The sequence below is a fragment of the Paralcaligenes ginsengisoli genome (genome assembly GCF_054781135.1).
The window spans coordinates 1-13,130 of sequence record NZ_BAAGUZ010000019.1; the positions used below are offsets into that span (position 1 = coordinate 1).

The following is a 13,130-nucleotide window of genomic DNA, read 5'->3' on the forward strand; positions in this document are numbered from 1 at the left end:
ATCCAGCACGCCGTGCCGGCCCTGACCCCAAGCCCCGATAGACGGCGTCTTTAAATACCTATCCTCCACCGAATCCCGTAAACACCCAAACCAAAAACGCTCTAGTCGATCAACTTGCCTGCCGCATCGTAAAACGGATACCGCCCGCCGTAATCGTCGACATAAACCGTATGCGTAACCCAGCGCTGCCCCAGATGCGCATGCACATGGAATGCCGGCGGCTCCATGACAAAAGCGCTGGGACCATCCGGGCTCAAATCGTAGGCAACCTGGTGAGCAGGCGAAGGACAAATACTCGCCACAGTATTCCCGAAACGGGTCACGGCAGAGCGATGCACATGGCCGCAGATGACGCGCTCTACATTGCGGTAACCATTCAGCAAGGCTTCCAGGCGCTCCGCATCCTGCGGGTCCAGCGCCTGTTTGTCCATGTGGCCGATGCCGCATTCGAACGGCGGATGATGCATGGCAACCATAACGGTTTTATCGCGTTGCCGTTCCAACTCACCCGCCAGCCACGACAGACGCTCGGTGCACAGACGCCCGCCGCTGTTGGGCGGATCCTGGGTATCGAGCACAATCAGGGCCAGTTCGTCGAAATCGAGCGTGTACTGTACAAATGCCGGACCGCAACGCAAATAGGCATGATCGGGAAACACTTGCTGCAACGAAGCCCGGTGATCATGATTGCCGACAACCAGGTAATAAGGAATAGCCAGGACGGAAAGTTCCCGGCGCAACGATTCATATTCCGGCACCGCACCGAAATCCGCCAGATCGCCGGTAATGATCAAGGCATCGGGCCTGGGCTGCAAAGCGTTCAGCTTGGCGACGCAGGCACGCAGATACACAGTGGTATCCACTTTCTTGTAAGCCAGCAGCCCCGGCCTTTTTATATGCAGATCGCTGATCTGGGCCAATAACATGATTAATCCCCGCCTATAAGCAGCATGCGTTCCGGCGCAATCAGCAAGCCGGCCTGCTGGCCCACCCGGTAATCGCTGCGATTCGACGTTTCCACACAAATCATGGAGCCGTCGGTAACCCCTTCCAGGTAGATTCTGGTGCGCTCACCCAGGAACTGCACATTGCTGATCGTACCGCGCAAAGTGCTGGATTCGGGCGCAACCAGCTCGGCGTCTTCAGACCTGAAAAAAACCTCGGACAAACCGGCAGCTTGCGGCGAACAGGGCAGATATCCCCCTTTTGCATGAAATGCGCCGTCCTGGAAAGTCCCGCGCAAGGCATTCAACGATCCCAGGAAATGAGCCACATGGCGGTTCTTCGGCTGGAAGTAAATGTCGCGCGGCGAACCGGCCTGTTCGATGCGCCCTGCGCTCATCACGATAACGCGATCCCCAAGCACCATGGCCTCGGCCTGGTCGTGCGTGACATAAACGGTCGTCACGCCCAGGCTTTTCAACAACAGGTCCATATCGGTCCTGAGCGTTTCGCGCAGCTTGGCATCCAGGGCGGTGAGGGGCTCGTCCAGCAACAGCACGCGCGGCTCGGGAGCCAGCGCGCGCGCCAGGGCCACGCGCTGCTTCTGCCCTCCCGACAACTGGGCGATATTCTTGTCGGCATGTTCGCTCAAGTGGACCAATGCCAGCAATTCGTCGACGCGCCGATTTCGCTGGCCGACCGGCACCTTCTTGATTTTCAGGCCGTAGCCGATGTTTTCCCTGACGCTGAAGTTGGGAAACAGCGCATAGTTTTGAAACACCATGCCGACCCTGCGCTCTTCAATGGGCTTGAAGGTTACGTCTTCATCGCCGAACAGGATGCGGCCACCCGGATCGGGGCGTTCCAGGCCGGCAATCAGGCGCAGCGTGGTCGTTTTGCCGCAACCCGACGGCCCGAGCAGGACCAGGGTTTCCCCCGCGTTGATGGACAGGTCTATGGGCTGCAGCACCCGCGCCTTCTGGTTATAGGTCTTGCTGCAATTTTCCAGGACAATGGGAATGGAGTTCAGCTTCATATGAAAGGCGCATCAATGTTTCGGGCGTGTCGGCTTGTCCATGGCCTGCATCAGCAATAGCAAGGGAATGACGATGATAAAAAAGATCGTGGTGTAGGCGCTGCCCACTTCTATGCGCAGCGAAGCATAAGCATCGGCCAAGCCTACCGGCAAGGTCTTGGTCTGGGGAGTATGCAGCATCCAGGTCAGGTTGAACTCACCCAGCGACAAAGTTACGACCATGAGTGCGCCGGCGATAATGCCCGAGCGGATATTGGGTATGACGACAGTCGTGAATCGCTGGAAAAAGCGCGCGCCCAGACTGGCCGCCCCCTCCTCCAGGATCTTGATGTTCTGGCCCGAGCAGGCGGCAGCCACCGACCGCACCATGAAGGGCAAGGTAAAGATAACGTGCCCGGCAATAATGAACCACAGGCTGATGCGGAAGTCCCGCAAGCCCCCGTATACGCTGATGATGGCCAATGCGCTGGCCAGGCCGGGCAGCGCAATGGGCAGGGTGATCAGCTCTTCGATTATGCGTGCAGCCCTGCTTTGCCAGCGCGACAGCACATATCCGGCGGGGACTCCCACCAGGACCACAACAAGCAGCGTGCACCCGGCGACCAGCAGAGAATTGACGATGGCGTCGTGGTAATCCCCCAGCACCTGGACCACCCACTTCAAGGTCAGGCCGGCCGAGACGCCCTTGAAGTAATTGACGGAAAACCCAGTCAGCACCGACACCGCCACCGGTACAAATAAAAAAGCGCAGATCAGCAAGGTAACGGTGAGCTGCACACCGAACAGGAACCGTTTGTTCAGCTTCATCATCCGCCCGCCACCATGGTGGTTCCGGCGACATTGCGCGCCAGCATCAAAATAGCCCACGTAACGATCCCGAGTATGACGCTCAACGCCGCCGCCGTTACCAGATTGGCATTCAGCGTGAACTCGGTATAAATCGTCATGGGCAGGACATTGATATCGGTGGCCAGGGTAAAAGCCGTGCCGAAGGCGCCAATCGAAATGGCGAAGCAGATGGCCCCCGATGCGATCAGGGCGGGCGCCAGGGCGGGCAAAGTGACATCGCGCATCACTTCCCAGGACCCCGCCCCCAGGGAATGAGCCGCTTCCGCCAGGGATTGGTCCATCGACTGCGCGGCGGCCATCACCGACAGGACTATCTTGGGGATTGAGAAATACAGATAGCCCAGGAACAGCCCCGACATCGAATAGGCGAACACCAGCTTGTGCCCGAGCAGCGCCTGACTGACGCTGCCGATCAAGCCCTGCCGGCCGGCCAGCATGATGACCATGAACCCCACCACTACCCCGGGAAAAGCCAGCGGCAGGGTCAGCAGCGACACCAGAAGCCGCTTTCCGGCAAATTCGTTATGGCTTAGAAACAAGCCCGCAATGACCGACAGGACAATCGTGGCGGCGGTGACAATAAGCGACAGCAGCACGGTTTGCCACAAGCTGGTCAGGTACCGCGAATCGCTGAGGATGGCGCCATAGGTATCGAAGAAATTGTTGCCGGCGCTGATCCGCACCAGCACCCCGATGGGAATGAGCCAGAATGCGGTGAAGATGATCAGCGCCGGCAGCAACAGCGCAATACGCCAGCGGGCGGGCAGGGTCAGGTCGCGCATGATGAGTCGCTAATCAATGCACCTGGTCGAGATATAAACGCTGGAAGGCTTCCTGCTCCTTGGCCATTTGCGCATAATTCACGGTTTTGGCGCGCGCATAATCGGAAGCGGGCAGGAATTTGTCCGCGACGTCCTTAGGTATTTCGACATTGCGCACCGGCTTCAGGAAGGCATTGGCCCAATGCGCCTGGCCTTTATCGGACAAGACATAATCCAGCACCTTATGGGCGTTTTCAGGATGAGGCGCGCCTTTGACCATGGACATCACATAAGGAACCGACACCGTGCCTTCCTTGGGAATGACGAACACCACGTCGGCCTTGTCCTTGTACTTGGCCCGATAGGCGTTGAAGTCGTAGTCGATCAGGATCGGAATCTCGCCGGACAGCACGCGCGCATAAGACGTTTGCTTGGGCACGATGGGCTGATTCTGCTTGAGTTTCTTGAAATAATTGATCACCGGAGTGAAGTCGGTCAAGGACCCGCCCGAAGCCTGGTTGATGGCCACGGCACCGGCATAGCCCACGAAAGCGCTGCTGGGATCCAGATACCCCACCATGCCCTTGTATTCCGGCTTGAGCAGGTCGGCCCACGACTGCGGAACCGGCTTGCCTTCCAGCGCCGCCTTGTTCACGAAAAGGCCTATCGTGCCCGAGTGGATGGCAACCCAGTGGCCATCCGGGTCTTTCAGGTCGGCCGGGATTTCGTCCCAGTGCTTGGGCTTGTAGGTACCCAGCACATCGTATTTCATGGCCTCGATAGCCGAGGTAATACCCAGATAGACCACATCGGCCACCGGGCTTTTTTTCTCGGTAATGATCTGGGCCAGGGATTGGCCCGAATTTTTATTGTCCAAGGGAACGGTAATGCCCGTATCGCTCTTGATGTTTTTGACTTGCCCTGCCCAGTCGGCCCACTGCGGCGGACAGTTATAGCAAATGGCCAGGTTTTCAGCCTGCGCCGGGCCTGAATAGAGTCCGGCGGACACTATTACCAAGCCAAGGAACCTAAGCAATGTCGTTTTCACGTAATGACTCCTTCATTGATATGCAAAAAAACAGTAGTGTGCCTACGGCAGGCCAGATCCGGATTTCCGGATCATGAACCGCCAGTCTGCGGCAAACCTACCGACCTCCCTGCCAAAAGCGCATGGTTCAAAAACAAAGACTCGCGCTCGTTCCTCTCCCCGCCGATTTGCCTGAGCAGGCGTTCGGCGGCCTGTCGGCCGATTTCGCCGTTAGGCTGACTGATGGTGGTTAAAGCCGGTTCGATAAGCTGGCCATACTCCAGCCCGTCGAAGCCCATGACGGAAATGTCCTGGGGAATATGAATTGAGCGCTGACGCAATGCCTTGATGACCTCCAGCGCCAGCAAATCCGTGCTGCAGAATATGGCTGTGGGACGGCGGCTCATTGTATGGAACCAATATTGCAGTTGTGTTTCGAGTGTGCGGGTTCCAAAATCGACCTCCGAAAGCGGCATGGGCTCGAGCCCTGCCTCCAGCATGGCGTCCCGATAGCCCAGATAGCGATGCGCCGAACGATCGGACGCGGTAAGGAAACCGGCCAGCATGGCAATGCGCCGATGCCCGAAACCAAGCAGATGCCGCACGGCATCGCCAGCGGCCTTGCGGTCGTCGACCGAAACCGTTTCGTACCCCGCCGCATGGTTGTACATAAGTACATAGGGCATGTTTTCAGTGGACAGCAATGCCAGCGCCCGGCTATTTTTCGTATCGGCAACGGTCAACAGCAGGCCGTCCACCTTTTGCCGCAACAGGATTTCGATGAATTGCTCTTCCTTTGACGAATCGTATTGCGTCGTGGTGAGCAGCATTCGCTTATTGTGCTGGCCAAGCACCTGCTCGATACCGCCAATGCAATCGGCAAACACAGGATTCCCCAGAGACGGCAACATGACGCCCACCAGATCCGTCTGGTTTCGGCGCAATTGCTGGCCAATAATGCTGGGCCGGAATTTCTGCTGCCGGGAAATTTCCATGACACGGGCCAGCGTGGCCGGACGAACCAGGTGCGGGGCATTGAAACAGCGCGACACGGTGGCGATGGAACACGCCGCCAGCTTCGCCACACTCTTGATGTTCGACATAAGCCCAGCCCGAAAACGGTGAAAATTGAGGAATCATTCAACAGGCCCGTCAGCCAGGAAAACACCCTGACCGGACGGCATGTCACCTGCGGCCAGCCTTGCGCCATCGAATAACACCAGCACCAAATGAAAACGTTTTCATTTTTGATTTTGAATTTATACCAGCTTTGATTTGAAGTTTCCATAGGGGAAATACCGGTGCCCAGCCGCTAGATCGATGAGCCCCACACTCCAGCGTCCCGGAAACGCTTAATCGAGTCCTCGTTCGAACTGAACGACCACCGGTACGATATGCCCGCCAAGCCTTCATCGGCCGCCGCATCGGCAGGCACATAAGTCATTGCATCGAAACGCCCCGACCGGGAAACGATCGGTGGATTCATTGGCACACTGACGGGCCGGCCAGAGAATGGCGCTGATCTTCATGGCAGTTTTCCAAACGATAATTATTTATTATGGCTGGAAAATATTGCTGGAAAATCTAGGCCTTCCGACCCTTTCTTTGCAGCAATTGCTCTCTTCGACGCTTGCTCTTGTTTCTGGCGGGTCCTTTCAACGACTCATCAAGGCGCTGCTGCTCGACACTAGCCTGCACACGTCTGGCCGCTTGCGCCGCGCGGCGGCGCACTATCATTCTGGCGATACTGAAGGCGATTGCGAATGCAACGACAACAATAATGCCTTGAGTCAGGATTTCCATTGCTTTTTTCTCATGCCGGTTGTGAATCGGGGAAGGGATCCACGAATACAAGCAGTACAACATGGGATCAGCCCGTCATGCAATTCGCCGATTCCCGAAATGGCCTGCTCTCGCGCCGGACTCGGGTGCGCTCCGTTTTGTGTTTGACAACTCCAATACGTACGACTATATTGAAATCATGGCTAAACCATCACATCGCGAAAAACTCCTGACCATAGGCATGCGGGTCGTGCACGAGCACGGGTTTGCAGGCGCGAGCGTGCGCGATATTGTCCAGGCGGCAGGCGTGCCGCAAGGGTCGTTCACCAATCACTTCGCCTCGAAAGAAGCCTTCGGAATCGAAGTCATCGATCTCTATTTCGCCCGCCACCTGAATGTAATGGACGAGACGCTGCTCAACGATGCGCTGCCGCCGCTCCAGCGGCTCCGCACTTATATCGACACCGGCAAAAACCGCCTCAATCTGGACGGCATGCGAAATGGCTGTCTGTTTGGCAACTTTACCGCCGAGGCCAGCGATCACAGCGAACTCATACGGCACCGCCTCGTCGAGATATTCTCGGAAATGCAGCGATCCATCGCCTACTGCCTCAGAGCCGCCGTAAAAGCGGGCGAATTGTCGCCCAGCACCGACTGCGACGAAATTGCGGGCTTTATCGTTTCATCGATCCAGGGCGCCAACCTCTTGGCAAAAGCCCAGCGCAGCGCGGTGCCGGTGGAACGCTTCAAAGAAATTCTCTTTTCGAGCATCCTGCGCCGAACGGGGTCGTTCGACCCGGATCAGCACAGCGCGGACACAACGGGCCTGGGCCACTGACCCTCTTCCAGGAAGCTGGGCGCGAAATCAGCCAAGCGCATTCAGCGCATCACTCAAAAAAAATATGTACAACCGTATTTTTTTCTTGACACTATTAATACGGTCGTACATACTGATTCAAAGAACGGTATGCATCCATGCAAGAAGGCTGGATGAGTACCTCCGTTTTTCCCGCCACGGGAACCCTTGCCGGCGTGCCCATCGCTGTTGGCAGCGAAGCAGCACAATGATTTTCGTGCACAACAAAAGGACTTGAAATCATGGCGTCCAGACCCGTAAAAACTCCCGGCCCCGATCATCCGATCACAATCCGGACAAACCCGTCGCAAGTCATCGTGTCGCTCAAGGGACGTGTTATCGCCAACACCCGCGATGCCCTGACATTGCGGGAGGCTGATTACCCGGCAGTGCAGTACATACCCATGAAGGATGTCGACATATCGCTTCTCGAACGCAGCGATCACAGCACATATTGCCCTTACAAGGGCGAGTGCGCCTACTACAGCATTGCATTGGACGGCGAACGCTCGGTCAACGCCGTATGGACCTACGAGGCTCCTTATGCGGCCGTTGCCGCCATCAAGGACCATGTCGCCTTCTATCCTGATCGTGTCGACACAATTGAAGAGCACCACATTACCCCCGGATCGTGATCCACCACTCAACACCTATTCTCAAAGCTCAGACACCCGGATCTTCCATGACGATTACCACACGCACGCTAGGGCAGCAGGCAAGTTTTTGGGTTGCGGCCGCGGTCGTTACCCACACCCTCTGGACCAGCGCGGCGCCCGCGGTCACTTACCCCCTGTATGCCGCCGAATGGCACCTGACACCCACCGTGACGACGGCCATCTTTGCCGTCTACCCTGTCGTGGTCGTGGCCGCCCTGCTGCTGTTCGGCAATGTCTCGGACCGCATCGGGCGCCGTGCAACCATTCTGTTCGGGCTGGCCGCCTCGCTGCTTGGCGTGCTGCTCTTCGCTGTCGCTCCGAGCGTCGGCTGGGTATTTGTCGGCCGCGCGTTCATGGGAATGGGTGTGGGGCTGTCCGCCGGCCCTGCCTCGGCCGCCATGCTTGAATTCAGCTCACCGGGGCAATCGGACCGCGCCAGCGCCATGAACACCGCCGCTCAATCCTCAGGCCTTGCCCTGGCAACCCTGGTCGGCGGAGCCCTGGTCGAGTACGCTCCCTTTCCCACACGCCTCAATTTCTGGGTGCTATTCGTGGTTCTGCTGGCCATATTTGCCGCCGTGTGGTTCTTGCCGCGCCATGCGCAAGGCGCATCTTCTGTACGCTGGCGTCCGGGGTCCGTCAGCATTCCCAAAGGCATGGGCAAGATTTTCCTGACCTCGGCGCTTTCCGTCACAGCCGCCTACGCACTGGGCGCCATCATGTTGTCGCTGGGCGCACAGATTGCGAAGGATCTTATAGGCTCGTCGAACGCGCTGGTGAGCGGTGCCGCAATCGCGCTATTCGCGGCATCGAGCGGCACCGTGGCAATTATCGCCAAACGGGCCGCGGCCCGCACAAACATTCTTCGAGGGGGTATCGTTTCGGTGGCTGGCCAGGCCCTGCTGATGTTGTCAGCCGCGCATCACTCCCTGCCCCTCTTCCTGGCTGCCGCGGTAACTACAGGTGCGGCCTACAGTCTGCAATTTCTTGGCGGACTGACGCTGATCAGCGCAAACGCGCCAGCCAGCCATCGCGCTGGCACGCTTTCGGCGATTTATCTGATCGCCTACCTGTTCATGGGAAGCATTGCACTCGTGCTTGGTGTGCTGGCCACGGCCCATGGCCTTGAAACAGCCGTGGACATAGGGTCGCCCGCAATCGCCCTGCTGGGCATCGCCGCCCTGCTGCTTGCTGTCTGGACCAGTCGCCCTCGCAACGCGATTGCCGCGTGCGCTCCTTAGTGCGTTTTCGGTTCTAGTGTTTTACGGCGCTGAGTGTGTTTTAGTGGCTTTCAATTTGGGCTGTAGTTTTGGACTGTGTTGCGGTGTTGTCTGTGTAGGCGGCGGTTAATTCTATAAAGACGCCGCAGGGTGGGCGGTGCTGTGCAGTCCGGCACGTCCAGCGGTCGTGGTGCTACGCACCCCGACTGCCCGGGTCTGCCTCGTCCAGGCGGGCGTCGGGCGAACTCGCCCGGCCTCGCGAGGCCGGGCTCAGACAGCGCCCGCCGACACCCCCCGCCTTCCCTTCGTCAGCACCCGGCGCTGGACTACCGCCGGACTGCACAGCACCGCCCACCCTGCGGCTTGCGTTGAGGCAATGCATAGAGAGCAGCGTTAGGGTCATGCACCGAGAGAAACGGTGAGGTCATGCATCGAGGTATACGCTGGGGCCGGCAAGTAAATTCCAGGCATGTCATTACGTGAGCCGTCTATCGGGGCTTGGGGTCAGGACCGGCGTAAGGCGTGCGCCGGATTTAGCTCGGCAAGGCGGGGGTAGTCGGCGGGCGCTGTCTGAACGGAGCCTCGCGTAGTTTGCGAGGCGTAGTGAGTTCGCCCGACGCCCGCCTTGACGTGCTAAATCCGGATGAAGCACGCCGTGCCGGTCCTGACCCCAAGCCCCGATAGACGGCGTCTTCAAATACCAAAGCTACCAACCCACCGAATCCTGTAAACAACTCAACCCAAAAATGCTTTAGCCCCAACGGAAATAACCATCAAGCCGCCCAATCGCAATATCACTCAGTTAAGTATTGCCTTGACCAGCCGGCGGTCCGTGTTCTTGCAGTAATACTCGCAAGCGACACGCGCCGCATTGGCTGCGGTATGCACATGCATTTTTGCGTTGGCGTGCCAGCACATGGAAATAACAACCGAAGGCGGGATCGGTTGAACGGGCAATTCGACGAAAGCCCCACTGGCTATCTCATCGGCCACGAACAAGGCCGGAATCGCCGCCACGCCAAAACCGTTCTCGATGAGCCGGACAATAGCCGCGACCGAAGGAGAGCACAGCACATGAGCCTTGCCGGCGGGAATACCCGCCTGACTGGCGAAATTGGCCACAATCTGCTCGATCGCCCGTTGCGGCGCCGTCCCGCGCCCAAAAGTCAACACCGGATGTTGCAGCACATTCCTGATCAGATCACGCTTATTCTGCGGTAAAAAATTCTTTCTGGCTATCCATCGGACGGGATAGACGGCCAGCGCATCGGACACGATCTTGTCGCTGTCGATGCCCTCTACGCGAAACACCAGATCGAGATCGCCGGCAAGCAATTGCTTTTGCAACACGCTGCTCACTTCAACAGTCAACTCGACCTCCAGCTCCGGGTAATCCCTGTTGAGCTGCTTTATGTAGTGTGCCAACCAGCTATGAACGACGGTTTCGTTCACGCCGAGCCGCAAGCAGCCCTGCACGGCATCTTCCTGATGGGCCGCGACCTGCAGCTGGCGTACCGCTTCGAGCACGGAACGGGCCTGATTCAGCAAACGCTGCCCATTGGCGGTAAGGCGGAATGCCTTGAATGACCGGTCGATCAGCTCGACGCCCAATTCATCTTCCAGGCTCTTGACACGCAGCGAAATCGCGGCCGGCGTCGCATGAAGCGCGCTGGCCGTGGCCCGAAAGCTTTTGAGCTGGGCGAGCATGACGAAAGTCTCGATAAAGCGTGTATTCACCCATGCTCCGCACAGCGATCGATCAGTTAAGAAAAACTATACGGTATTGCGCAAAAAAAATCGATAGCAAAATACCTTGATTGCTCCTATGCTTCAAAGTGGGATCCGCCTCTTGCCTCTCGCCTCATCACATGACACCACAAGATCTAAGACATCAAGTACGCCAGGGACAGCTCCGCGCCCCCACGGCCGGCTATTGCGGCGAATTCGCGCAGGCCAACCTGGCCATCCTGCCCAAAGAGCATGCGGACGACTTCATGCGCTTCTGCCAAAGAAACCCGAAGGCCTGCCCTTTGCTCGGCGTCGGCGAACCTGGGCAATGGAATATGGAATCGATCGGGCACGACATCGACATACGCACCGATATCCCGGGGTACTACCTATATCGCGACGGTCAATTGGCAGGGGAATTGACCACGCTGCACGATGTCTGGCAATCCGATTTCGTCGTGTTTGCCATCGGCTGCTCGTTTTCCTTCGAACAAATGCTGATGCAGGCCGGTGTGCCGCTGCGCCACATCGAGGAAAAACGCAACGTAGCGATGTACCGCAGCTCCACGCCAAACGTGCCCGCTGGCCCATTCGGCGGCAATATGGTCGTTTCCATGCGCCCCATGAAAAGCAGCGACGCAATCCGTGCAATCCAGATTACCAGCCGCTTTCCGGCTGTCCACGGCGCGCCCGTCCATATCGGAGACCCCCGCCTCATCGGCATCGCCGACCTGCAAAAGCCCGACTACGGAGAGCCTGTTGCCGTCCATTCCGACGAACTGCCGGTATTCTGGGCCTGCGGGGTAACGCCTCAGGAAGCGATTCGCTCGGCTCGCCTGCCTATTGCCATTACCCACAAGCCTGGCCACATGCTGGTTACTGATATCCCGAATAGCGCTCTTGCCACATTCTGATATATAAAGCCCACTGACCCACGCAAAGACGCGGGCACCCATGAGGAAAGGATCATTCCTCGAAATAGCTACAGTCTGGAGACAAAACATGAAAAAAGTCATAGCAGCGCTGATTGCGTGCCTCGGCATGATGCTGACGCAAGGCGCTTCGGCCGAGGAAAAAGTCATCAAGATCGGCGCCATATACCCACTGAGCGGCGCTCTTGCCTCGACCGGAATCGAACTCAAGCAGGCCATCGAACTGGCGGTGGACGTGGTCAACAAAGATCACCCCGAACTCAAGGGCATACCGCTGGCGGCCGGCGCCGGGCTGCCTCATCTTGGCGGCGCCAAGATCCAGGTCATCTTCGCCGATTCGCAGGGCAAGCCCGATGTCGGCCAGGCGGAAGCCCAGCGCCTGATCGACCAGGAACATGTCGTGGCGCTGGTTGGCGCCTATCAGTCGGCGGTCACCAAAACATCGAGCCGCATTACCGAACAGCGTGAAATTCCGTATGTAAACGGCGAATCGAGCAGCCCCGACCTGACCGAGCGCGGCTACAAATGGTTTTTCCGCACCACGCCCAACGACGAAACCTTCATCAGCAACATGATGGAATTTCTCGACGGCATCAAAAAAGTACCCACCAAGAAAATTGCCGTCGTCTACGAGAACACCGATTTCGGCGTGAACACCTACAAAGCCGTAGAGAAATTCGCCAAGCAATCCGGCCGGCAAATCGTCGCCAACATCGCCTATTCCGCCGGCACGCCGTCACTGAATTCGGAAACGCAAAAACTCGCCGCCGCCAAACCCGACGTGGCCATCTTTGCCAGCTACACATCCGACGCAATGCTCTTTGTGCGCACCATGCGCCAAATGAACTACGCCCCGCCCATCATGCTCGCCAACGATGCCGGCTTTATCGATTCGCGCTTCATCTCCGAAGTCGGCCCGCAGGTGCAAGGCGTGCTGACACGCGACGTATGGTCCAACGATCTGTACACCATCAAGCCGGTCATCAAGCAACTGAACGATATGTTCAAGGCGCGGGCCGGCAAAGACCTGAATGGCAACAGCGCACGGTCCCTGCAAGGTATTCTGGTGCTCGCCGATGCCATTGATCGGGCCGGATCCACCAAGCCCGACGCCATACGCAAGGCGCTGGTCGCCACCAACCTGGACGCGGATCAAATCGTCATGCCCTGGGCCGGCGTCAAGTTCGACGACAAGGGGCAGAACCTGAAGGGGCAAGGCCTGATCCTGCAATTGGTAGGCAAGGACTACCAGACTGTCTGGCCCGACCGCTACAAGAAAATGAAAGACCTGCCCACGCTCCCCTTCTCCTGGAAGAAATAGGCAGCCCCTGACGCGAGGAG

At 58.0% G+C, this 13,130-nt stretch carries 14 protein-coding genes; 6 read left to right on the plus strand and 8 right to left on the minus strand.

Going from position 1 to position 13,130, the window contains the following annotated elements; all coding sequences use genetic code 11:
- Window positions 1-101: 101 nt before the first annotated feature.
- From ACYVIS_RS10215 to ACYVIS_RS10245, 7 genes are all read right to left on the minus strand, one after another.
- Window positions 102-926, minus strand: coding sequence for a phosphodiesterase (locus ACYVIS_RS10215; RefSeq protein ID WP_232741388.1), 825 nt, complete (start codon window positions 924-926; stop codon window positions 102-104).
- A 2-nt stretch (window positions 927-928) separates the two neighbouring features.
- Window positions 929-1,978: an ABC transporter ATP-binding protein gene (locus tag ACYVIS_RS10220; protein WP_460873905.1), complete on the minus strand. Its 1,050-nt coding sequence runs from the start codon at window positions 1,976-1,978 to the stop codon at window positions 929-931.
- A gap of 12 nt (window positions 1,979-1,990) precedes the next feature.
- On the minus strand, window positions 1,991-2,788 hold the full coding sequence (locus tag ACYVIS_RS10225) for an ABC transporter permease (RefSeq protein WP_460873906.1): 798 nt from the start codon (window positions 2,786-2,788) through the stop codon (window positions 1,991-1,993).
- Complete coding sequence (locus ACYVIS_RS10230; RefSeq protein WP_460873907.1) at window positions 2,785-3,609, minus strand: ABC transporter permease; 825 nt, start codon at window positions 3,607-3,609, stop codon at window positions 2,785-2,787. The genes ACYVIS_RS10225 and ACYVIS_RS10230 overlap by 4 nt, the downstream gene beginning before the upstream one ends.
- A gap of 13 nt (window positions 3,610-3,622) precedes the next feature.
- Window positions 3,623-4,636 (minus strand): ABC transporter substrate-binding protein, encoded by a 1,014-nt coding sequence (locus tag ACYVIS_RS10235; protein ID WP_460873908.1) that lies wholly within the window; start codon window positions 4,634-4,636, stop codon window positions 3,623-3,625.
- Window positions 4,637-4,707: 71 nt separating this feature from the next.
- Entirely contained in the window at window positions 4,708-5,718 is a 1,011-nt protein-coding gene (locus ACYVIS_RS10240) for a LacI family DNA-binding transcriptional regulator (RefSeq protein WP_460873909.1), read from the minus strand.
- Between the two features lie 209 nt (window positions 5,719-5,927).
- Window positions 5,928-6,101: a hypothetical protein gene (locus ACYVIS_RS10245; protein ID WP_460873910.1), complete on the minus strand. Its 174-nt coding sequence runs from the start codon at window positions 6,099-6,101 to the stop codon at window positions 5,928-5,930.
- 26 nt (window positions 6,102-6,127) lie between these two features.
- Here ACYVIS_RS10245 and ACYVIS_RS10250 point away from each other — a divergent pair, with 26 nt between their 5' ends.
- The 4 genes from ACYVIS_RS10250 (at window position 6,128) to ACYVIS_RS10265 (ending at window position 9,150) form a co-directional block, all read left to right on the plus strand.
- A complete protein-coding gene (locus ACYVIS_RS10250) occupies window positions 6,128-6,565 on the plus strand; it encodes a hypothetical protein (RefSeq protein WP_232741395.1) in 438 nt (145 codons plus the stop codon).
- Between the two features lie 31 nt (window positions 6,566-6,596).
- Window positions 6,597-7,235: a TetR/AcrR family transcriptional regulator gene (locus ACYVIS_RS10255; RefSeq protein ID WP_460873911.1), complete on the plus strand. Its 639-nt coding sequence runs from the start codon at window positions 6,597-6,599 to the stop codon at window positions 7,233-7,235.
- A gap of 260 nt (window positions 7,236-7,495) precedes the next feature.
- Complete coding sequence (locus tag ACYVIS_RS10260; protein WP_232741397.1) at window positions 7,496-7,888, plus strand: DUF427 domain-containing protein; 393 nt, start codon at window positions 7,496-7,498, stop codon at window positions 7,886-7,888.
- A gap of 47 nt (window positions 7,889-7,935) precedes the next feature.
- Window positions 7,936-9,150 (plus strand): MFS transporter, encoded by a 1,215-nt coding sequence (locus ACYVIS_RS10265; protein ID WP_460873912.1) that lies wholly within the window; start codon window positions 7,936-7,938, stop codon window positions 9,148-9,150.
- A gap of 777 nt (window positions 9,151-9,927) precedes the next feature.
- On the opposite strand, the gene ACYVIS_RS10270 is transcribed toward ACYVIS_RS10265, so the two are convergent.
- Window positions 9,928-10,866, minus strand: coding sequence for a LysR family transcriptional regulator (locus ACYVIS_RS10270; RefSeq protein ID WP_460873913.1), 939 nt, complete (start codon window positions 10,864-10,866; stop codon window positions 9,928-9,930).
- A 131-nt stretch (window positions 10,867-10,997) separates the two neighbouring features.
- Here ACYVIS_RS10270 and ACYVIS_RS10275 point away from each other — a divergent pair, with 131 nt between their 5' ends.
- Window positions 10,998-11,771, plus strand: a complete 774-nt coding sequence (locus tag ACYVIS_RS10275) for a putative hydro-lyase (RefSeq protein ID WP_460873914.1) — start codon at window positions 10,998-11,000, stop codon at window positions 11,769-11,771.
- Window positions 11,772-11,859: 88 nt separating this feature from the next.
- Window positions 11,860-13,110: an ABC transporter substrate-binding protein gene (locus ACYVIS_RS10280; RefSeq protein WP_232741401.1), complete on the plus strand. Its 1,251-nt coding sequence runs from the start codon at window positions 11,860-11,862 to the stop codon at window positions 13,108-13,110.
- Window positions 13,111-13,130: the final 20 nt, after the last annotated feature.

What these genes read in the sequence shown, in the direction of transcription:
- ACYVIS_RS10215 (WP_232741388.1), bottom strand. Translation starts at nt 926, where the DNA reads ATGTTATTGGCCCAGATCAGCGATCTGCATATAAAAAGGCCGGGGCTG.
- ACYVIS_RS10220 (WP_460873905.1), bottom strand. Translation starts at nt 1,978, where the DNA reads ATGAAGCTGAACTCCATTCCCATTGTCCTGGAAAATTGCAGCAAGACC.
- ACYVIS_RS10225 (WP_460873906.1), bottom strand. Translation starts at nt 2,788, where the DNA reads ATGATGAAGCTGAACAAACGGTTCCTGTTCGGTGTGCAGCTCACCGTT.
- ACYVIS_RS10230 (WP_460873907.1), bottom strand. Translation starts at nt 3,609, where the DNA reads ATGCGCGACCTGACCCTGCCCGCCCGCTGGCGTATTGCGCTGTTGCTG.
- ACYVIS_RS10240 (WP_460873909.1), bottom strand. Translation starts at nt 5,718, where the DNA reads ATGTCGAACATCAAGAGTGTGGCGAAGCTGGCGGCGTGTTCCATCGCC.
- ACYVIS_RS10245 (WP_460873910.1), bottom strand. Translation starts at nt 6,101, where the DNA reads ATGAATCCACCGATCGTTTCCCGGTCGGGGCGTTTCGATGCAATGACT.
- ACYVIS_RS10250 (WP_232741395.1), top strand. Translation starts at nt 6,128, where the DNA reads ATGGCGCTGATCTTCATGGCAGTTTTCCAAACGATAATTATTTATTAT.
- ACYVIS_RS10255 (WP_460873911.1), top strand. Translation starts at nt 6,597, where the DNA reads ATGGCTAAACCATCACATCGCGAAAAACTCCTGACCATAGGCATGCGG.
- ACYVIS_RS10260 (WP_232741397.1), top strand. Translation starts at nt 7,496, where the DNA reads ATGGCGTCCAGACCCGTAAAAACTCCCGGCCCCGATCATCCGATCACA.
- ACYVIS_RS10265 (WP_460873912.1), top strand. Translation starts at nt 7,936, where the DNA reads ATGACGATTACCACACGCACGCTAGGGCAGCAGGCAAGTTTTTGGGTT.
- ACYVIS_RS10275 (WP_460873914.1), top strand. Translation starts at nt 10,998, where the DNA reads ATGACACCACAAGATCTAAGACATCAAGTACGCCAGGGACAGCTCCGC.
- ACYVIS_RS10280 (WP_232741401.1), top strand. Translation starts at nt 11,860, where the DNA reads ATGAAAAAAGTCATAGCAGCGCTGATTGCGTGCCTCGGCATGATGCTG.